Here is a 17,865-nt window from a genome sequence, read left to right as displayed (position 1 = left end):
TGCAGGCATAAAAAAACCGCCCATTGGGCGGTTTGAGGTTAATTAATCACTCTTGAAACTTACGTCTCTGGATCACCGTATTCAAGGTGAAGTCCTGCTTCATATCTTGCTCGCGCCTCACCATTCCTAGATGCCGCTCGCTCTGTTTCTTCAGTCTTCCTAGTATTTATAACGTAGCTTTTGGCTACGGATAAAAACTCTGGAGAAACCTTAACTGTTACATCCTTGCTAACCAGCCTAATTAAGATTTCTAGATCTTGCTTAAAGAACTCCTCAAGCCGATCGAAGTACACCTTGTTCAACTTAAAATATCCGTTACCTGGATAAATTTCACTTCGACGCATTTGATCTATGGGCCTTGCAACCCATTGCTCAATAAACTGAAGTAGGTCGTGCTTATTCAAAGCAAGGATATCAAGATATTCCCCTCTCTGTAGCTTTGTCGTTTGGCCACCTTTTGGGATTCGACTAAACGTCAACAGATCGATCTTAGAACCATCTTTTTTGAATATCAGCTCAGCCCCTAGAACACTTTCCGGAACAATCCCCTCTGAGACAACCCTAAGTAGGCATTCATCAGGTGTAAATTGATTGATTATCTTTACTCTTGGAAGTTCTTTTTGTTGCTGTCTATGAGACTGCCACAATGCAAACGCAACTGCGGAGAAAGCACCTATTGCGGATGCCCAGTCCCCCAAACTCCCCCAAACTGGGACAAATGTGATTGTGGATTCAGGATTAAAATAGATGCCTATAGTTAGACCTAGAAGTCCGCAAACTACCCCAAAAAAAATCCCTGCTACTGCTACTGCTACCCATTTGATTTCCATAAGGCCTCCATTGCCTAAAAGCCACTTATACCAAATGGCCACCTTTTCAAGCTATGAAATTATCAATTGCAGCCCTCTCATCACCAGATAATCGGCGAATTGAGTCCTACTCGGCGCGTATGGCGGCGGCCGCATTCGCAGGCCGGGCGTATCTCGATTGAGCCGCGTGCGCCGGCCATTTGGCTCAGTGCAGTGGGTCGGCTCTTCGATCGGGAAGCCCTGTTCGACAGCGTATAACTCGACCGCCAGCCGTACCTGACCCCATTCCAGCTCAAAGGGCACGAATGTCTCGGAAAGCGTTTGGTATTCGATCTTGCAGTCACGCCGGGGCCAGGCCATTGCCTGGTCAGGATTGGCCTTTCGCCCTTTCCACTGGCGACCGTTGATGTCGGCGGCAGCGCGCAGCAGCAGTTCGACCTGCTCAGCCTCAGCGTCAGGTATACGGAACCCGTAGTAGTCGCGGTAGAAGGTCAGCTTCTCCAGCGGCACGAAGCTATTTGCATCTGGCCTGCCCTTCCCGTCCTCAACGATGATCTGCATGTGCTATCTCAACCTGGTTGAGCGCCGAGTGTAACGCCTGCTCGGGTGAACATGTCAGGCTCTGCTTCCTTCAGTTGTGCAAGCGTCAGAGGCTTGAACGATTTGTCGAGCTGCAACTTGGCGAACTTCTCCGGCGTCAGGCCACCATCACGGAACAACTTACCCCGGACCGGCCCGAGGGCATGATCCTGGAAGCTCGCAGGCTGCGTTGCCAGCCACTCGTAATAGTTCAGGCCGGCGTCGACCTGGGCCCCGCCGTTATCGCCCACCGAGGCGCGCGTGGCGTCCTTGGCGAACATCTCCGAAAGCCTGGTGGTCGGCACCGTAGTTGACCGGCAGTTGATGTGCGCCGGCGGCAGCGGTCCTTTGCCCAGGTCGAAACGCATCCCATCCAGGCCCTTGCATTGCTGCGAGGTCTTGCGGTCGAGCGTCGACACCCAGCGATAGCCCAGCACCACGTCGCTGTTGGCCTTCAGCGTCTCCATCCGTGCCGTCGTGGCCACATGCTGGATTGCCGTCTGCACCACGGCTGCAGCATTGCGGTTGCTCACCGCCAAGACGCCGTCCGTGAAGTTCTGCGCCGCGGTCCCGCGAATCGCTTGGATGATCTGGGCGTTGGTCTGGCCCTGGCCGAAACCGAGCCGGATAGTGTTCGTGACCCGCATCGTCTCGGTCCGCGTCCAGCCGCTGACGAAGCTCTTCAGCAGCTTTCCACCGTCGATACCTTTCACCTGCAGCGGATAGGAGAACACCGCCGCACGGATCACCGTGTTGGTCGGCACCACCGCGTCGATGGAGAGTGCATTGCTCACGCTTTTAGCCTCAAAACTCGACTCATACAGCGCGATGTCGACTAGATCGGCCTGCACCAGGTCGCCGTAGGCCTTGTATATCTCCAACAGTTTGCCGTCCACCCGGGCCAGGAACTGCTCAAGGCGGTCCCGGCTGTAGGTGGTCAGCTCCTTGCGGGTGAGTTGATCCCGCACCAGCTTGTCGATCTGACGCAGGTACTTCTCGAACTTCTTGACCTCGCCGGCCTTAAGCCGCTCCAGCATTACCGAGTGGCGGGTCGTTTGCTCCAGCAGTTGGCTGTCCGTCTGCGCCAGGCTTGTCGTTGGCATCGTCGTTGTCCAGGTTGATGCCGGCCGACTCGCGCTCATCGCTGATCAGGTCGGCCTCTTCTTCGTATGGGCGGTCCGGCAGCTTGCCGGTGGTGAGGTACTGCCAGTAGGTGTCGGCGCTGAGTGCGCCGGCCATCACGCCCTTGAGAAGTTCGGCGAGCACCTGGGCGTCGACCACCGGGGTCACGAACTCAGGGTTCACCTTGAACTTGACCTGTTTGGGGTCATAGCCCTTCCACTCGGCGGCGTATCGCAGGCCCTGCTCCACCGCCTCGGCCACAGTGATGACGATGCTGTGCAGCGTGGCGTGCTGATCGTTCTGCCGTGTTTTACGCGCCTCGCCCGACTCGGTACCGGCCACGTCCATGACCTTCGCACCGGCCTCAAGCGCGGCATTCTTCTGGTCATCCATGGCCTTGCGCACGGCTTCAATGCCGGCGCCCTGGAACTCCAGATAGCCGCAGGATCCCGTTGGACCAAGATCCCAAGCAGCGGATGGGCCAGTGACGCTAAGTTCCACGTCATCCATCCCTGCAACCCACGGCTGTGGATGGCTGGTGTAGTGCAACGACGTGAAGTAATCAGCGCTCAACTGGTAGGACTTCAGCGCGGCACGCGCCATGGTCAGCAGCGGCACCTCGTCGACATCCGGGGAATTGTCGGTGGAACCGCAGTAAATCACGGGCAGGTATGGCAGGCCTTTGACCAGCCGGTTGTCGGTATCAGTGGTGCCCAGCGGCTTTTCGTCCTCGACCAGCTCACCGCCTTCATTCCGCACGGCGGTGTAGCAGACCTCGTTGAGCATGAAGAACTCACGAAACACCGTGTCGCAGTCATGGCTGTAGCGATCGCCACCCTTCTTGCGGAACTCGCGGAACACCGAAAGGACCAGGTCCTGCCGACCGCCCTGATCAGCGGTGTCCCAGTTAATGGCGTTGCGCGTGGCGTACGTCGAGAAGTACGGTTCACTGCCGTCGTCGATGTTCACCACCAGCGGCACACGGCCGTGGGAGATGGCCTGGCGTACCATGCGGAAGAACAGCTGCTTCAGGCCGAAGCCGTCAGCAGTAGCGTTGTCCTCCACCCCCTTAAGCCCAGCAGGAAGCTCGATCTCCGGAATCAACCGGGAGACCAAGCCCATCATCGAACGCAAAGAGTCGCGTACCCAATGCTCGTACTGAGCCCGGTTCGTGTAGTTCTCGTACAGGTACTTGTTACCCGCGCCATCCAGCTTTTCAGCCTCAACCATACCGCTCGGCTTGGGCAGGTTGCGCTCGTTGCGCTTTACGGCGCACTCACCCTCGAGCGCGTCGTCCATCATCTCCCACTCGGCGATGTGCGCGTCGTAGTCGGGGTTTGTCGATTGCACTGGCATCAGGCCAAGCCTCCAATTCGGCGTGTTCCGCCTGTGCGTTTGCGTCGGCCCATCGATACGGCGAAGTAGCGGAAGGCGTCCGCGCCGTGCGATGACCAGTCGTGAAGTGGTTTGTCTTTCCAGCAGCCCCGCTTGTCGTCCCACTCCTTTCGGTAGTTCTCCAGGCAGGAAATACCCAGTTCGCACTTGGACTCATCGAAGGCACAGGCCGGAAGGATCTCCCGAACCTGCTCAATGCCTTCGTCGATGCCGAGCTTTGGAACAACGCTGAACTTGAGGCTGTATTTTTGCCCGTCGATCTCGTAGCCCTCCCGGGCCAGTTCGCGGCGGGTCTTGCCGTCGCTACCGAATTCGCGGTTGTCGATGTCGTGCGGGCCCCAGTGATCGCCATACGTGTACTTGCGATCCTTGAGCACCTTCATGTAGTGCCGCAGGCCTTCACCGCTGTTCTCGTAGAAGTCGATGACGTGGTATTCCTCGCCGACGATCCGAACGAACCAGATAGCCGTAGAGTCGCCGACGCCGATATCCCATATTGTGTGCACCGGCAGATGACTGTTGTCCGGTAGCGGGCCGATCCTCTGCGCGCCATACAGCTTGGTGAACTGCTTGGCGTAGTAGGCGCCCTCGATCGACTGCTGGAAGGCTTCCGCCGGCAGTGACGGGTATTCCCGCTTCATGTCGTCGCCGAGAGTCTTCTCCTTGGCGGCGTACCAGGCTCGCTGGCCTGGGTTCGTGTCAATGCCGTGCTTCGCGAACAGCTCGTTGAAGTAGTCGGTCAGGCGCTGCGGGATGACCACGTCAGTCGGGTCAAGCCAGTAGGCCTTGTTCTTCCACCAGGAGAAGAAGAAAAACTTCCAGTCCAGCAGGCCCAGGGGCACGCCGGCCAGTTGCTGGCGTTCAGCGCTCTGCGAGTAATCGAAGAAGTAGCCTGCCCGGCCCTCCGCCGTCGATTCAATCGTGACGAAACAATCGGTGGCGACAGCCTCGAAGGCACCGGTGACGATCTCGCGGGCCTTGTGCGGGAACTTGGCGCATATCTTCCCGAACTCAGATACGTGCAGGTAACGCAGCGTGCCGCCCCGGAAGGAGATGCTGACGTAGAGCGATCCGCCCTTGCTGAACACCAGCTCACCAGCAGCATCGTTACTCGCCGGGTTGGCGGCGCGTATCTCAGCAGGAAGGTTGTCGTAGGCATATTTGACCTTCTCCCGAAACAGGCGCTTGGCGTCGTTCAGGGTGTGAGCGATCAGGGCACACTTGGCTGATTCGAACAGCGCAGCGTCGAGCTGGATGATGCAGCACTCGGTGGTGAAGCCAAGCTGCCGGGCCTTCAGGATGATGTTGCGGGTGTGCATCCCATCGAAGTACTCGATCTGCTCGTCCGTCATCCGGAAGCGGACCTTCTTGCCCTGCTTGTCCGTGATGAAGTAGAGGTTGTTCAACCGCCAGCGCTTGTCCCGGAGCAGCTTCAAGTGCTCGGGCTTCATGTCAGGCTTCCTTCGATAGATCGTCCATCAGTGCAGCCAGGTCGCTGACTGTCTTGTCGCCGGTCTCGGTGTCGAGGTTGTAGGCTTGGCGCTCGCCCTTGATGACCTTGAGCTGGGCATCAACACCAGCGTTCAGGGAGCGGGCAAAGTCGCCGTGGTTATCTTCAGTGACCAGTAGCTCGTCCAATGCCTCGCGCAGCTTATTCGCGATCCCGCGCCATTGCGCAAGATCAGCACGGTGTGACAGCACGATAGAGGCCGCAACGTCTGAGGCTTCCTCGATAATCTGCGCATCTTCGCGCACATCAGATTGCGCGACGGTGGTGCGCGAAATGCTGCGCGAAAGCTTCTCTTTGGTTGCCGCCTTTACCTGGGCGGTCAGATCCATCTTCCATCCGTTCTTGGCTGCCCTGCTGCGGATTGTCGACTCCTTTGAGCCGAACTGTTCCGCCATGGCGCGCAAGGAAAGCATCCCGGCCCGGTAGGCACGTTCGATTGCCTCCCAGTCGGGTTGCTTGGTTGTCATAAATTGTCTCAGGTTACCTAAAGGCGGGGTTGAAATAGTGGCGCGTTGCCGGTATTGGTGAGGATCAACTTAATGCAAGGAAGTATTCATGTCTGAAACATTCAAGCTAATCACAAACACGAACGCCTCGGGCACAGATCGCAAATCTATTCGCCGTGCAGCGGCGGTTGCCAGCGCGCTGGAGTTGATACTCGCTAGCGTGCAGAAAAGCGGCGGTTTAGAGGGCGAACTGGAAAATCTCAGCGCCTATGCAGACAAGATCGAAGAGGCACTCAACCAGTAAGCCCTAGTGCCGCTCTCACCTGCGGCACAACTCTAACAATCATCCAGCCTACTGGGGGTTGCATGGCAGAATCTAACATCGACGAATTCGACAATGCGGTAGGGCTCATACTGGCCAAGCTGTATCACAGCTTTCCGATGCGTATCATCGTCGAGCCGATGGTGTCTGAAGACACATCAGCATTGGATCCTAAGTTCGAGGCATGGGATAAGCACTACTTTCACCAACTTGATATTTTCAAATTTACAATGTCGTGGCTAATCCAGGCCGGCTACATATGGTCTGAAAAGCAAGATGGTATTGATGAGCTCGCTGGTATTTTCAAAGGGTGCGTGCTTTCGGCGAAGGGCTTAGAGGTGCTTAAAACGCCAAATAGCTTGAATGGGGCCAGCATCGGCACTCAGCTTCAAGACGCCGCAAGAGATGGCGTCTTGAGCTCTGTTAAATCCCTAACAGAAAAGGCACTCGGCATCGGGGCGCAAATGGGCATCTCGGCCGCGTCAGCCTGGGCCAGCTCATGACTGCGCCACAAATTGTGAGTTACGAAAACGTGGCGCGGATTACTGCGATACCCGATTGAGGGCTTCGTCCGCTTTGTCGGCAGCCTGGGCCGCTGTCGTTGCAGCCTTCGTGGCTTTGTCGGCGGCGGTACCGGTCTTGCGAGTCAACTCTTCCAGGCGTTTATCACGCTCAGTCATCGCGGTGTCGTACGCCTCGCGGATGCCCTTGACCTGATTGCTTTGGCTCTCGGCGAGCGACCAGTAGGCGGCCTGGTAACCCAGGACGGCACCACCACCAACCAGCACGACGGCAATCGCCCAGACTTCGGCCCGGCGCCACCAGCGGCGTGCGATAAATTCCAGTGCGCATCTGTCCATCAGGCGATCCCTCCCAGCTTGGTGCGCAGGCGAGTGATCTCGTCGCTCTGTTGCGTCACGCGGTCAGTGAGTTGAGCGACCTGGCTTGTGAGTGCTTCGATCTTGCCTTCCATGCGCCCAACGGCGGCTGCAAGGTCATTCCGCTCTTTCGCGAATTGATCGGCGCGGGCCTCGGCTTCTTTGCGGGCGGCGCGCTCTTGGTTCAGCAACTCGTTCAGGCGCTTTAGCGTGCCGATATCGGCGCTGTCCATTGCCCGGTCGGTCGCATCCTTGGAAAGGAAGCGGCGCAGCCAAAGCAGGCCGCCCAGTACAACGGTGGCGCTACCGCCCAGCCAGGTAGCTGTGCCTGGTCCGAGGTCAGTAGGATCCATCGTCACTCCATGTATTGTTGTTCTCCCGATCAAGGAGAGAAGGATTAAATAAGGCCTTTCGGCAGAACAATCAGACAAGTCCTACATTTTTTGCGCAGAACTCATGCAATTAATCCCACGGATACAGGAGCCAATCAAAAGGGATACCCATTGCTAGTCATAGCCAAAACGCCCAATAAACGCCTATACATCGGCGAAGAAATCCAAATCAAGGTGATCAAGGTCGAAGGCGACACCGTGTCTCTAGGGGTCAGCGCGCCTAAGAACATGCGGATTGTTCGATCAGAGCAAGACGGAAGCGCCTTCGATGATCGCTCTATTACCTCCGCAGTGGAGGCTTTGAAATAGGTCAGCCCCAGCAGCACTCCCAGCTCAGAGCGATGGGTGTGGTGGAGCCGAAAACGAAAAAGCCCCGGCGAATGCCGAGGCTCAAAATAGCGAAGTGGCCGGGCTGTATCCCCAGCCGGAAAGTTTCAGGTCAGATCTTTTGAAAAGTCACGATCAAGCTACCCGCCTCGTTCTCGTCTTGAGGACGGGCGAGTGCAACCAGAGGTTCGAAACCATCTACCACCGCCTCCGCCTTCAGCTTCGCGTGTAAATCGGCTCGTATTTGCTCCAAATCCTTCGGCGATAATTTATTCGAAAACAAAGGCAGGCCTACTTGAATCCCCTCTGGACGCTCGCTGTCCAGCCGCTTCTTCACAACGTCATGCAACGTTATTACTTCGAGTGCAATTTCCTGATTCATCTGATAAGTCTCGCTCCATTGAGCTCAAAGAATGCTTCAGTTGAAACCAGAATGCAAAAACCCGGCGCAGTGGCCGGGCTTCGATGTGGTCGTGCGCTGGATGTAAGTTGCGCAGTGTGGGAAAAGTACATCAAATTCCCCACCATAGCAACAACTTTATGCCGCATCCTCAGAGTTTTCCGCGTGTATCACCTGCCATACAGGCTCCTGAGCCTTAATATCCACTTCCTCTATGGCCTTTCGCAGGAAACTCCAGATGTCGAGCCAGTCACGGTCCCAGTGCTTGGGTTCGATGGTGATCCCATACAGCTTCATCATGGCGTCAGACACTCGAGCCGGGCCCCATGCGTCACCGCCGCTCACCTCTACCTTGTAGGACTGCAGGGCGCAGGTGATGAGGCAATGAACCTTCGCTGCCTTGGCGTCGGTGAGCGCGCCAAAGTCCGTATCAGCCCAAATCAGCTTTTCGGCGTTGAGCATGTGCACGACGGTCATGCATGGGTGGTAGAGGTAGTGGCCAAGCTGCTGCACCTGGAACGGGAGCGACTCGATTGCCTTCTGCACCTTGCCCATGGTGAGAAGGTGAGCTGCACGATGTGTGGAGCGGCCAATTGGTGCGCGCCGCGTTTCGGCAATGCTGATCTTCTGGCGCACAGCCATGATGCGCTCTTCCTTATCATCGCCCTGGGCAGCGAAGATGATCTCTCGGAGCGCTGCCTTTTCCTTCCTGACTACGGTTGCGGACTTGGCCCGATCAGCCGCCGCAGCACTGATTGAGGCGTTCGATTCGTGCTGCGCATCAGTCCACGCTTGACGTGCGTTGATCAGTTTCATGCTGCCTGCCCCTTCTTCAATTCTATGTTCTTTGCCCGGTATTCGGCTTTGATGGCCTTGATCTCTTCCACGGTGTACTTGCACGGTGGGTGCAGGCTTTCCAGCCAGGCCACCTTCTCGGCACCAATGCGCAGCACCAGGCGGATTCGGTACTCCACCGCGTTGCCGGAAAGGTTGCGGTTGCACTTCACACACTGGCGGTGGATGTTCAGCGGCTCGAAGCGCAGCTCTGGACAGGCACCGACAGATCGGTAGTGCCCAGCGTCCCACCGGCTGCCAGTCATGAGATCGTTGTCGTTCGGCGTCGAGTCGCAACTGATGCAAGGCAGGTGCGCATCGCGCAGGCGGACGTACTCGTTCACTGCGGCCTGGGCTTCGCGGAGGTGGTCGGCCCTTGTCTTCAGCTTCTCCTTGCGGACCTTGATCTCGCGGCGCCCTACTTCGGCCAGCGCCTTACCAGCGATCGCCCGTCCTTTCTCCGACTGCCCATAAGCAATTGCGCACTCGATCTCCCCGCATACGGTTTGCGCGGCACGGGCAGGCACGAACATCACTCGGCACGCTGGGCAGCGCCGGCGGCGTGGGCCACCAGACGTGAGCGGTGTCTTGCGCAGTAGCGGAGTGCGCTTCATGCGACCGCCCCCATCAGATGCTCAGCCAGCAGCACCCAGGCCACGGGGGGCAGCACAGCACTTATGGCCGTCATCCAGAAACCCTTTGCGAGCGCGATTCCGCAAACCCAGGCAGTGCCACCGGCGAGAATCACAATTGCTTCTCCGTTTTTCATGCAGCCTCCTTAAATGCTTCAAACTCTGCCATTTCGGTCAGTCGCTCTTCCGTGAGCGTCGGCCAGTCGTGCAGCACCAGGTACGCGCAGCACTGGCGCCAAAAGTCTTGGAATGTCTCCTCCCCCATCGAGTCGTAGGAAAGGCTGCGGGGCGTCTTGCGGGTAAGCTGGCCCAGGCCCGGAATGTCGAACGCTTCCTCGTCGCAGTACACGCCCGACTCCAACTGCAGTGCCTTGATCGCGTCGTGGGACTGCTTGCCGGAGAACCGGTCGATGTTCTGGCTCAGCACCCGGCCCAGGCCGTGGACCAATCCGTTAAACCGTGGATTGCGCGGCTGCTTGAGGTCGGCGCGGATCTTCGTGTTGATCCGGAAATCCCGCTCACGAAGGATTGACCGGTCGGCGTCGGAGGACGGCACGAACGCTGCAACCTCCTTGCCCGTAGCAGGATCGACCAGGCGGCGCAGCACCAGGTACACAGGCATTGGACGGGGCTTGGCGGGCTTAGTCATGCTGCAGCCTCCGTCAAAGTCTCGCCGGTGCGCTGGGCCAAAAGATGGTCGCGCGAGATAAAGGCATCGACGACGAAGCCGCCAAGGTCGATCGCCAGCGGGTTGCCCTCACCCTTCCCGCGCGCCACGTAATACTTGCGGTCCTCGCGCCCCTGAACCGGGTCGAGCACGAAGTAGCCCTCGTCGGTGACCTCGATCAGGATCTGGTGGTTGCCGCCTTCGATGTTGAGCGAAGGTGACGTGCACACATAAGCCCCCTCATCGGCCAGGGGTGGGCAGTCCAGGCTGAAGAAAGCCGTGTATTCAACGCCGAGGCGCTCTAGCATCTGCCGCATGGTCAGGTCGCCGTCGCGATAGGGCTTGTGCATCTCTTCGATGACTTCCTGTGCCGGCCGACCAACAATCATTGCCATGCAGGTCGACACGCAGCTGTAAGGGCATGGTTGCATTTGGTGAGTAATGATCGGGTTCATGACTGCTCTCCCTTGCCCATGGCGGCGCCCGGTTCGGCCAGTACCGAGGCGACAGTCGCAATCTCAAACCACTTGGTGCAGTACACGTCCTGCCGTTCGCCCGACTCATAAGCGATGAAGGTGGTATAGCCCTCTTCCGGCAAGCCAAGATCCGCAACTACTTCGGCCACAGCGTCTGCGATTAACCCAAAGTCGTCAGAGCCCAGCCAATTGCCCAGCAGATGCGTAATTCGGACGGTGTATTCGCCCTCTTCGACGTCACAACCGCACTCGGTTTCAATGGTGATTTCGAAAACCTTCTGGTCTCCACGGCGATCCTTGAGGCGGGTGAAATCGTATTCCTCGAAGCCCGCAACGCGCCCCCTTTCAAGGTCTTCAATGGCCGTATTCAGCGCCTCGTTCTCGGCCTTGAGCTGCTTGCGCTCGCTGGAAACATCAATCAACTTGGCTGCATTGCAATCGCATTGGCCGCGCCATTCGCCGACCATGTCATGCACGTCACCGGTATCGCCGCAACTCCAGCAGGACGGGCCGCTCCGCCAAACCTCAAGCTCTTGCGCAAGATCACGCTCGGTTGCGCTCCGCAATGTCTTCAGGCGCTCGTTCTCGGCGATCAGCGCCTGGACTGCGGCAGGTGTTGCCACGGGCACGAACTCAAGAAACGCCACTTCTGCTTGGCAATAGCTACGGTCCTCTTCCCATGCTTCACCCGGCAGGTATTCGCCGGCAGCGATGCAGGCCTCGGCCAGCCGCTTCAGTTCGGTGTAGTCAGTCATTTCAAAATCCCTCCTTGCCGCGCTGCGATTCCCACTCAAACGGAATGACGATCACCCCGCCCTCCCGCAGCCGATCAATGCAGCGCTCGCCGATGGCTCCTGGCAGCGCCTGCCCATCCAGGTTGGAAACGATCACCGTCGGGCGCAGCTCTTCGTACCGGCCGTTGATGATTGCGAACAAGGTCGTCAGCTCGAAGTCGCTGGGCTTCTCCTTGCTGACGCCGATCTCGTCCAGGATGAGCAACGAGGGACTGATCAGACTCGACAGGATCTGTCTTTCGCTTTGGTCGCTGGATTGGTCGTAGGTCGCGCGGATGGCCTGCAGCACAGCGCCGATAGTGCGGTACACCGCTGTTGCGCTCGACCTGGCCATGATCTCGTTGGCGATCGCCACGGACAGGTGCGTCTTGCCGGTACCGGGCTTGCCCAACAGCAACAAGCAGCGGCCCGATTCGGCGATCTGCGCGAACTCGGCGGCATACCGGCGGCAGGTGTTCAGCGCCTTTCGCTGTTCCGTGGTGGTGACGACGTAGCCGTCCAGAGTCTTGCTGGCGAAGCGTTTGGGGATCAGCGCGGCACCGAGCTTGCGCTCCATGGACATGCGCAACTCCATCGCCTTGTTGGCCAGCTCGGCAGCTTCAGCCTTTTCGCGAATGATCCGGCCGCACTCAGGGCAACCGCTCTTCAACTCCTTGCCCAGCACCGGGAAAATCTTCTGGTCGTAGTGGCCGTGGGTCTCGCACTCGGCGGGCTGGATGTGGGTGCCCGGCGGGAGTTCTGGGCTTTGCTGGACGGGCTCAGATCGCATAGGAACCGTCCTCACGCTGAATCAGGCCATCGGTGTAGTTGCGGTCAGCAAAACCGGTGTGACGAGACTGAGGGGCCGGCACCTGGGCGGATTCCGCCAGGCGCTTGATCACCCAGGAAGCCTTGAAACCCTGCCAGCCGGAATTCAGCGCTTCGGTGATTGCGTCGTCTGGGGTGATCCCGGCCTCGGCGCACTTGGCCAGCTCGGTGTTCACGGTCGCCCAGACGGTGGCGGTCACTGCGGCGCGCTTGGCTTTGCGCTGTGTCAGCCAGTCGGCCAGCAGTTGCTCAGGGACGTTGTGAGGGTTGTCGGCCAACAACTGCGCCATGCCGAACGGAGTCTTGCGATCAGGCTTCGGAAGTTCGGCCGGCTCTTGGGGCGGATTAATCTCTTTCGTAGAAAGAGTTAATAGGGGTTCTTTCTTTGTATAAAGAAGGGAGTCGTCGGTTTTGGTCTGTTTCGCGGCTGAGCCGATTCGGACCACCTGAGCCGAATCAGACGATATGGTCTGTTTCGGCTCTACTACAAAGATCCACTCTTTTGGGTCGCAAACGCCGATGTCACCGCGTGCACCACCTTCCCGATACAGCACGCGACGGCGCAACAGGCCGGATATAGCCTTCGACACGGTGTCAGGGTGGATGTGGGTTGCCTTAGCGATATCGACCGCCGGGATGCGATGGGCGCCCGTGCTGAAGTTCAAGGTGGCTTTTGCCACGTACAGAACTATCTTCATTTCGCGCGCCGACAAATCGATGGCCATCAAGCCATCCATCATCTGGTTGTCCATTCGGGTGAACCCCCGAGGGTTGTGTATCGGAACAATGTTTGGCATGATTTCTCTCGCTCAAAGCTGTTGAAGAAGCCGACCTCGTACGTCGGCTTTTTTGTGCCTGTAATTCAGGCTATGGATTTCAGTGGACGAGCCGCCGCGAGCAACTGCTCGGCACGGCGCCCCAGCTCCCCCGCCTTCGCTTCAACCTGGCGGCACTGCTTGGCGAATGCCGGTAGGTGCGGCAGATCCAGTTCGCACATCACCTGGTCGTCAAACACTTCGCTGCCGGTGTCGATCACATCACCCAGGGCGCGGATCAGTGCGCCGAAGCTTTTGTTCGCGCATTGGTCACTGGTCATCTGGCGGGCGCCAGTCAGCCCGTGGCGGCTCGCCAGTTCGTTCACGCAGTGGTCGCGGAATTCAGGCTCAAGGGCGTTTACCCACGACTCTTCCAGCCAGGACGGCATTTCCTGATCACCGGACAACCAGCGCTGAACACGCTTGAGCCAGCGGCCGGTCGCCTTCACAAAGTCGGACACGTCGTTCTGCAAGGTCAGCGCGGCAAAGTCCGGCACCTCTTTGGCGACGGCCTTCTCTGGGCAGGACAGATGCAGCTCGCGGCTCAGTGCCTGGGCGAAGTCGTCCTGGCTCAGGCTGGTGCGTGCGATCTGGTTTGCAGCGTGTGCGACCAGCACCTGATCACGAGTTTGTACGGTGTGTCTGGAACTGGACGTTTGCATGGGGGCTGCTCTCTTCTAATCTGGCTTCAATGGAACGGCGAACAGGGATGTCAGGCGGCGCCGCGTAGGACTTTGTGCGCCAGGTCGAGAAGATCCGGTCGCAAACCTGCGATGGTGATCTCTCCAGCTGATGCGTCCTGAAGGCGCTCTGCCAGGTCGGCCGAGGCTTTTCGGTGACCGCCTGCCAGCTGCCACAGGTGCCCTACCGTCGTCTTGGCAGCAGCAGCCACTGACTGGCGCCGTTCGTTTGAAGCGCTGGCGAGCCAGTCACGCAGATGGTCATTCATGGGATCTCTCCTTAAACATGGGAGAAATTTAGCTTATGGCTAATATCGTAGCAAGGAATATTTAGCTTTGAGCACATTTAGCATTGAGCTAAACGCTGGCATTCTTGCCCGCATGGATATTTATGCGATTCGTAAAAAGCAACTGATCAGCCTCATAGGAAACCAGCGAAAAGGCGCGTGCGCCGAGCGCTGGGGAATGGCGCCTGCGCACCTGAGCCAGATTTTGTCGGACAAGACAGCGAAGAATTTGGGAGACGATGTAGCGCGGAGAATCGAGGCGATCGAGGGGCTGCCCAGAGGTTGGTTTGACTCCATATCGCCAGGTGAGTCGATAACTCCAGCTGAAGAGCTGACTTCGAGCGATCACGCAGACGAGACATCCGCACAGACAGCGGCGGACCAGATAAAGCAGATGCTTTCGAAGGTCAAAGGTTTAACGAGCACAGCTCGTGACAGGATTATTGCGGCCGCTGACGAGTCGAGCAACGTCATAACTGTCGACTTCTCTCGCCCTGGCCAGGTCGGCGATGAGGTGTGGATTGCGCACTACGATGTGCGCGCGGCGATGGGTGGCGGGCAGATCCCGCACGAATATCCGGAAATGCTCCAGGACATAAGGGTCAGCCCCAAGCACCTGCGTGATCTAGGTGTCACCTTCAAAGAGCACTTCCACCTCAAGATGATCACCGGGTGGGGTCAGTCGATGGCTCCAACCATCAAGGATCGAGACCCGCTACTGGTCGACATCACGATCCGGGAGTTCACCGGGGACGGCATCTACCTCTTCTCCCACGACGAAATGTTGTACGTGAAGCGCCTGCAAAAGAAAGGCAAGGATCGCTTCAAAATGATTTCGGACAACAAGCACCACGACCCCGAAGACATCCGGGTGGATGACACCCATATCCTGGCCCGGGTGCTTTACGTATGGAACGGACAACCGGTATAGGTCTCAATTTCACCACGTGACAACGAGGCTGGCAGGTTGAAAATGCATGATGCAGGGAGCCTATAAATGACCGATACACCCGAGTCAAAGCCGAAGCGGCTCACGATGTTTGCTGTTGATTCTAAGGACTTTGCAAGATTCCTTGTAGCAAAAGGAGCAGGTAAGGATGAAAATTGCCCGCTTTGTCAGGGAGAGGATTGGACTATCCTTTGCCCTGACGATGACGGACCAACGCTTCGCCTAGGTATGCCTGTACGAAACCGACCTGATATGTTTTACATGTCCACCTTTGGATATTTTTGTAACAGTTGCGGCTATCTTCGCACCCACATGGCCTCAACTGTTCACGAATGGGTGGAAAACAATCCAAGGCCTGACTCAGATTTGATCGACGACGATAACTCGTCAGCTGTGGAAGCCAGCGATGAGTAGCGCAACGACCAAATTTGGAACAGCGAATGATATGAAAAATCATTTCGAAGCCTGCACTAGATTTCCGGGGATTAATCAAAAATCGAGCACCCTGGCAGCAGACCTTGTTGATGACAATAGACCTGTAACGAGTGATACTCGGAAAATGAACGACATAACGCGGGACGAGCTAAGGTCAACCTTATCCAGTATTGAAGACCGGATGGATAAGCGCATAGAGCGCATGGAAAAGGACGGCGAAAGGCGGTCAGATGAATATCGTAAAGAGCTTGCTTTGCGTGATGAGCAGTTAAAACGTGAATTTGACCTGAGACAAGAATCGTTTCGAAATGAACAGATCGCGAGAGATGCAGCGCTAGCCGAAAGATTTTCAGGCTTTCTAGCGGCTCAGTTAGAGCGCGATAAAGCGCTGGAAAAGATATCAGAATCGCGTTTTGACCGGATCGAAAAGGACGTAAGCTCCATCAAAGCAGATACGAAGAAGGTTGGTGAGGATGTCAACGGTATCAAGGTTACGATGGGTAAGTATTTGGGCGGAGCGATTGTAATTGGAGCCATCGCTTCAGCATTGCTCGGAGTCGCTCTGAGGTACGTATTTACACTATCCGGCTCGTAGATCTTTAGTCTCGTTGAATTGAAGCCCGCCCAAAGCGGGCTTTTTATTGCGCGCTAAAAAGGCGCCACCTCTTCTTCCGGCTCAAATGTGGGCTCGCCCTTCCCTGCCTTCTCCACCTCCTGCTGCTCCCACCTCACCGTAACGCTGCCGTCGTCATTGAGCGTCAACTCAAGCTCGTCGGTGTCAGCGATCACGCTCAGCACCTCTTCCCACTCCCGATCCCCGTCCGTGTCCAGACGATGAATCGTCACCCAGCGCTGCGCCTGCGCGACCGGGTGATTGATCATCGATGAGACGCGTAGCGCAAGGCGCTCCATACCACTAATTTCCTGCTGTGCTGCCAGTGCCGCCTGCTTCTGTGCCATAAAATTTCCCCCGACTGAACGCTGTATATCCATACAGCCAGTGGAAAAATCATAGCTCACTGCTAACTGGCGCGTAAAGCGCTTATGGACCTCAGTCATAGACCTGGCGGGTCGCGATAATTTCGCCTGTCGCTAAATATTTAGCTCTGAGCTATTGACGATATTTTAGCTTGGGGCTAAATTAACACCATCGCAGCGATACACAGCCACTGCGAAGGGCCTCACAGCCCACCGCTCTTTAACAGCACGGGAACCTCGCAGATCGATCCCCAGCAATGGGCACAGCGCGAGCAATAAATTCGATCTCCACGCCAGCTCTGGAACTGGCCGTGCTCACCAGATGTGAGTACGCGAAACCACGCAAGCCGGTCGGCGAAGAACACCGCTCACGAAATGTGTGACGTCGGCCAGAGATATGAATCGGGCGATGCGCGTGGTGGAGATGAAACACCCAAAGATTTACTGATGCCGCTTCTATGAGGCGGCATTGGAAATCAACGGAGGACACCAAAATGCCGAAGTACATGCTCGACTACATCCGGCTCTGCCGGGATTGCAGCCTGGATCTGCGCACGATCGGCAACATGATCAGCATCGTGCTTCCAACTCTGCAGCGTGAGGCAGCCGGGCTGCGCAGCGCGGTGTGCGAATTTGCGGGGGAATTCCCTGAGCTTGAGCAAGACGCCGAACTGCTGGAATCAGCCATCCGCGCCGGGCTCCAGCGCTGCATGCCGCAGCCGCATCAGCAAGATCTGTTCGCAGCATGACGGGCCCGTTCACTGATGCACCTGGTGACGGGTGCATTGGGAAAACAACCGGAGAAAGGCGATGAACGACGAGCAGGCTGGAGAGGTTGAAGCGTTGGTGAAAGAGTTTGCCGAGAAGAGCGGCACTGACTTCAATGCCGCTTTTAAGCGAGTACTGGGAATTGCTCGTTATCACGCCGTTGACGTGGTTCCTTGGGGTAAGACGGCAGCCTTCGTATCAGGCGGGATAGAGGAAGGCTGACCACTGATTATCTTTGGCCTCGCACACGAATATGGCTGCTTCTCTATGTGGAGAAAGTGGATTAGCGAATCGCTGCACCTTATCTCGCACAGCTGTTGCGCCTAAAGCGCTCGAGCCAAAGTAGGTTCCAGCCGGCATCTGATGTCTGACGCCGCCAGTGAAAACTACTTCTCGCTCAATACCCATTGCGTCCATGTTGGCATGCAGGCGCTCGTACTCTTCTGCGCCGGCGCCAAACAGCTCTACACGCACCATGAAATGCGGCATATCGATCTTCCTTATCTCAACTGTGGAAATCGAAGCATATGGGTTTCCCTCGACTGTGGAAAGCGAGGAAACAG

29 protein-coding genes are annotated in these 17,865 nt (G+C 57.3%); 8 read left to right on the top strand and 21 right to left on the bottom strand.

Features of this window, described 5'->3' with window-relative positions; genetic code table 11:
- Window positions 1-59: 59 nt before the first annotated feature.
- The 6 genes from C0058_RS15090 to C0058_RS15065 are packed head-to-tail and all read right to left on the bottom strand — an operon-like array spanning window position 60 to window position 5,882.
- Window positions 60-830: a hypothetical protein gene (locus C0058_RS15090; RefSeq protein ID WP_102368956.1), complete on the bottom strand. Its 771-nt coding sequence runs from the start codon at window positions 828-830 to the stop codon at window positions 60-62.
- 51 nt (window positions 831-881) lie between these two features.
- Window positions 882-1,370, bottom strand: a complete 489-nt coding sequence (locus tag C0058_RS15085) for a DnaT-like ssDNA-binding protein (RefSeq protein WP_102368955.1) — start codon at window positions 1,368-1,370, stop codon at window positions 882-884.
- An 8-nt stretch (window positions 1,371-1,378) separates the two neighbouring features.
- A complete protein-coding gene (locus C0058_RS15080) occupies window positions 1,379-2,491 on the bottom strand; it encodes a minor capsid protein (RefSeq protein WP_177428367.1) in 1,113 nt (370 codons plus the stop codon).
- Window positions 2,409-3,866, bottom strand: coding sequence for a DUF4055 domain-containing protein (locus tag C0058_RS15075; protein WP_102368953.1), 1,458 nt, complete (start codon window positions 3,864-3,866; stop codon window positions 2,409-2,411). Before C0058_RS15075 ends, C0058_RS15080 begins: the two co-directional genes overlap by 83 nt.
- Complete coding sequence (locus C0058_RS15070) at window positions 3,866-5,356, bottom strand: terminase (RefSeq protein WP_102368952.1); 1,491 nt, start codon at window positions 5,354-5,356, stop codon at window positions 3,866-3,868. Before C0058_RS15070 ends, C0058_RS15075 begins: the two co-directional genes overlap by 1 nt.
- Before the next feature lies 1 nt (window position 5,357).
- On the bottom strand, window positions 5,358-5,882 hold the full coding sequence (locus tag C0058_RS15065; RefSeq protein ID WP_102368951.1) for a hypothetical protein: 525 nt from the start codon (window positions 5,880-5,882) through the stop codon (window positions 5,358-5,360).
- Window positions 5,883-5,970: 88 nt separating this feature from the next.
- On the opposite strand from C0058_RS15065, the gene C0058_RS15060 reads away from it, so the two are divergent.
- Complete coding sequence (locus C0058_RS15060; RefSeq protein ID WP_102368950.1) at window positions 5,971-6,165, top strand: hypothetical protein; 195 nt, start codon at window positions 5,971-5,973, stop codon at window positions 6,163-6,165.
- Window positions 6,166-6,227: 62 nt separating this feature from the next.
- A complete protein-coding gene (locus tag C0058_RS15055; protein WP_102368949.1) occupies window positions 6,228-6,686 on the top strand; it encodes a hypothetical protein in 459 nt (152 codons plus the stop codon).
- A gap of 39 nt (window positions 6,687-6,725) precedes the next feature.
- Here C0058_RS15055 and C0058_RS15050 read toward each other — a convergent pair whose 3' ends face one another.
- A complete protein-coding gene (locus C0058_RS15050) occupies window positions 6,726-7,043 on the bottom strand; it encodes a hypothetical protein (RefSeq protein WP_102368948.1) in 318 nt (105 codons plus the stop codon).
- Window positions 7,043-7,414 carry a chemotaxis protein gene (locus C0058_RS15045; RefSeq protein WP_025856073.1) on the bottom strand — a complete coding sequence of 124 codons (372 nt, stop codon included), beginning with the start codon at window positions 7,412-7,414 and terminating at the stop codon, window positions 7,043-7,045. Before C0058_RS15045 ends, C0058_RS15050 begins: the two co-directional genes overlap by 1 nt.
- Window positions 7,415-7,504: 90 nt before the next feature.
- Here C0058_RS15045 and C0058_RS33250 point away from each other — a divergent pair, with 90 nt between their 5' ends.
- A complete protein-coding gene (locus C0058_RS33250) occupies window positions 7,505-7,762 on the top strand; it encodes a carbon storage regulator (RefSeq protein WP_371857021.1) in 258 nt (85 codons plus the stop codon).
- Between the two features lie 130 nt (window positions 7,763-7,892).
- On the opposite strand, the gene C0058_RS15035 is transcribed toward C0058_RS33250, so the two are convergent.
- The 11 genes from C0058_RS15035 to C0058_RS14990 form a co-directional block, all read right to left on the bottom strand.
- Window positions 7,893-8,162: a hypothetical protein gene (locus C0058_RS15035; protein ID WP_102368946.1), complete on the bottom strand. Its 270-nt coding sequence runs from the start codon at window positions 8,160-8,162 to the stop codon at window positions 7,893-7,895.
- A gap of 156 nt (window positions 8,163-8,318) precedes the next feature.
- Complete coding sequence (locus C0058_RS15030) at window positions 8,319-8,996, bottom strand: hypothetical protein (RefSeq protein ID WP_102368945.1); 678 nt, start codon at window positions 8,994-8,996, stop codon at window positions 8,319-8,321.
- Window positions 8,993-9,628 carry a recombination protein NinG gene (locus tag C0058_RS15025; protein WP_102368944.1) on the bottom strand — a complete coding sequence of 212 codons (636 nt, stop codon included), beginning with the start codon at window positions 9,626-9,628 and terminating at the stop codon, window positions 8,993-8,995. Before C0058_RS15025 ends, C0058_RS15030 begins: the two co-directional genes overlap by 4 nt.
- Window positions 9,625-9,783, bottom strand: coding sequence for a hypothetical protein (locus C0058_RS32650; RefSeq protein ID WP_158660293.1), 159 nt, complete (start codon window positions 9,781-9,783; stop codon window positions 9,625-9,627). Before C0058_RS32650 ends, C0058_RS15025 begins: the two co-directional genes overlap by 4 nt.
- Window positions 9,780-10,295: a hypothetical protein gene (locus C0058_RS15020; protein WP_021491154.1), complete on the bottom strand. Its 516-nt coding sequence runs from the start codon at window positions 10,293-10,295 to the stop codon at window positions 9,780-9,782. Before C0058_RS15020 ends, C0058_RS32650 begins: the two co-directional genes overlap by 4 nt.
- Window positions 10,292-10,768, bottom strand: a complete 477-nt coding sequence (locus C0058_RS15015; RefSeq protein WP_102368943.1) for a hypothetical protein — start codon at window positions 10,766-10,768, stop codon at window positions 10,292-10,294. Before C0058_RS15015 ends, C0058_RS15020 begins: the two co-directional genes overlap by 4 nt.
- The gene (locus tag C0058_RS15010; protein WP_102368942.1) at window positions 10,765-11,544 is read right to left on the bottom strand and encodes a hypothetical protein; all 780 of its coding nucleotides are present in this window, start codon (window positions 11,542-11,544) and stop codon (window positions 10,765-10,767) included. Before C0058_RS15010 ends, C0058_RS15015 begins: the two co-directional genes overlap by 4 nt.
- A gap of 1 nt (window position 11,545) precedes the next feature.
- The gene (locus C0058_RS15005; RefSeq protein WP_102368941.1) at window positions 11,546-12,352 is read right to left on the bottom strand and encodes an ATP-binding protein; all 807 of its coding nucleotides are present in this window, start codon (window positions 12,350-12,352) and stop codon (window positions 11,546-11,548) included.
- Window positions 12,342-13,187 carry a replication protein gene (locus tag C0058_RS15000; protein WP_102368940.1) on the bottom strand — a complete coding sequence of 282 codons (846 nt, stop codon included), beginning with the start codon at window positions 13,185-13,187 and terminating at the stop codon, window positions 12,342-12,344. The genes C0058_RS15005 and C0058_RS15000 overlap by 11 nt, the downstream gene beginning before the upstream one ends.
- A gap of 65 nt (window positions 13,188-13,252) precedes the next feature.
- Window positions 13,253-13,867 (bottom strand): hypothetical protein, encoded by a 615-nt coding sequence (locus tag C0058_RS14995; protein WP_102368939.1) that lies wholly within the window; start codon window positions 13,865-13,867, stop codon window positions 13,253-13,255.
- Window positions 13,868-13,917: 50 nt separating this feature from the next.
- Window positions 13,918-14,154 (bottom strand): hypothetical protein, encoded by a 237-nt coding sequence (locus C0058_RS14990; RefSeq protein ID WP_102368938.1) that lies wholly within the window; start codon window positions 14,152-14,154, stop codon window positions 13,918-13,920.
- 112 nt (window positions 14,155-14,266) lie between these two features.
- On the opposite strand from C0058_RS14990, the gene C0058_RS14985 reads away from it, so the two are divergent.
- The 3 genes from C0058_RS14985 (at window position 14,267) to C0058_RS14980 (ending at window position 16,151) form a co-directional block, all read left to right on the top strand.
- Entirely contained in the window at window positions 14,267-15,103 is an 837-nt protein-coding gene (locus tag C0058_RS14985) for a S24 family peptidase (protein WP_102370265.1), read from the top strand.
- A 66-nt stretch (window positions 15,104-15,169) separates the two neighbouring features.
- Complete coding sequence (locus C0058_RS32645) at window positions 15,170-15,535, top strand: hypothetical protein (RefSeq protein WP_158660292.1); 366 nt, start codon at window positions 15,170-15,172, stop codon at window positions 15,533-15,535.
- On the top strand, window positions 15,528-16,151 hold the full coding sequence (locus C0058_RS14980; protein WP_158660291.1) for a hypothetical protein: 624 nt from the start codon (window positions 15,528-15,530) through the stop codon (window positions 16,149-16,151). Before C0058_RS32645 ends, C0058_RS14980 begins: the two co-directional genes overlap by 8 nt.
- Before the next feature lie 53 nt (window positions 16,152-16,204).
- Here the strand turns inward: C0058_RS14980 and C0058_RS14975 are convergent, their stop codons facing one another.
- On the bottom strand, window positions 16,205-16,516 hold the full coding sequence (locus C0058_RS14975; protein WP_102370264.1) for a DUF1654 domain-containing protein: 312 nt from the start codon (window positions 16,514-16,516) through the stop codon (window positions 16,205-16,207).
- 512 nt (window positions 16,517-17,028) lie between these two features.
- Here C0058_RS14975 and C0058_RS14970 point away from each other — a divergent pair.
- Complete coding sequence (locus tag C0058_RS14970; protein WP_102368936.1) at window positions 17,029-17,283, top strand: hypothetical protein; 255 nt, start codon at window positions 17,029-17,031, stop codon at window positions 17,281-17,283.
- A 61-nt stretch (window positions 17,284-17,344) separates the two neighbouring features.
- Window positions 17,345-17,524 carry a hypothetical protein gene (locus tag C0058_RS14965; RefSeq protein ID WP_102368935.1) on the top strand — a complete coding sequence of 60 codons (180 nt, stop codon included), beginning with the start codon at window positions 17,345-17,347 and terminating at the stop codon, window positions 17,522-17,524.
- Here the strand turns inward: C0058_RS14965 and C0058_RS14960 are convergent.
- Complete coding sequence (locus tag C0058_RS14960; RefSeq protein ID WP_102368934.1) at window positions 17,501-17,791, bottom strand: DUF2622 domain-containing protein; 291 nt, start codon at window positions 17,789-17,791, stop codon at window positions 17,501-17,503. The genes C0058_RS14965 and C0058_RS14960 overlap by 24 nt on opposite strands.
- Window positions 17,792-17,865: the final 74 nt, after the last annotated feature.

This window comes from Pseudomonas sp. NC02 (genome assembly GCF_002874965.1).
Taxonomy (GTDB): Bacteria; Pseudomonadota; Gammaproteobacteria; order Pseudomonadales; family Pseudomonadaceae; genus Aquipseudomonas.
This window is presented reverse-complemented; position numbering and strand designations above follow the sequence as displayed.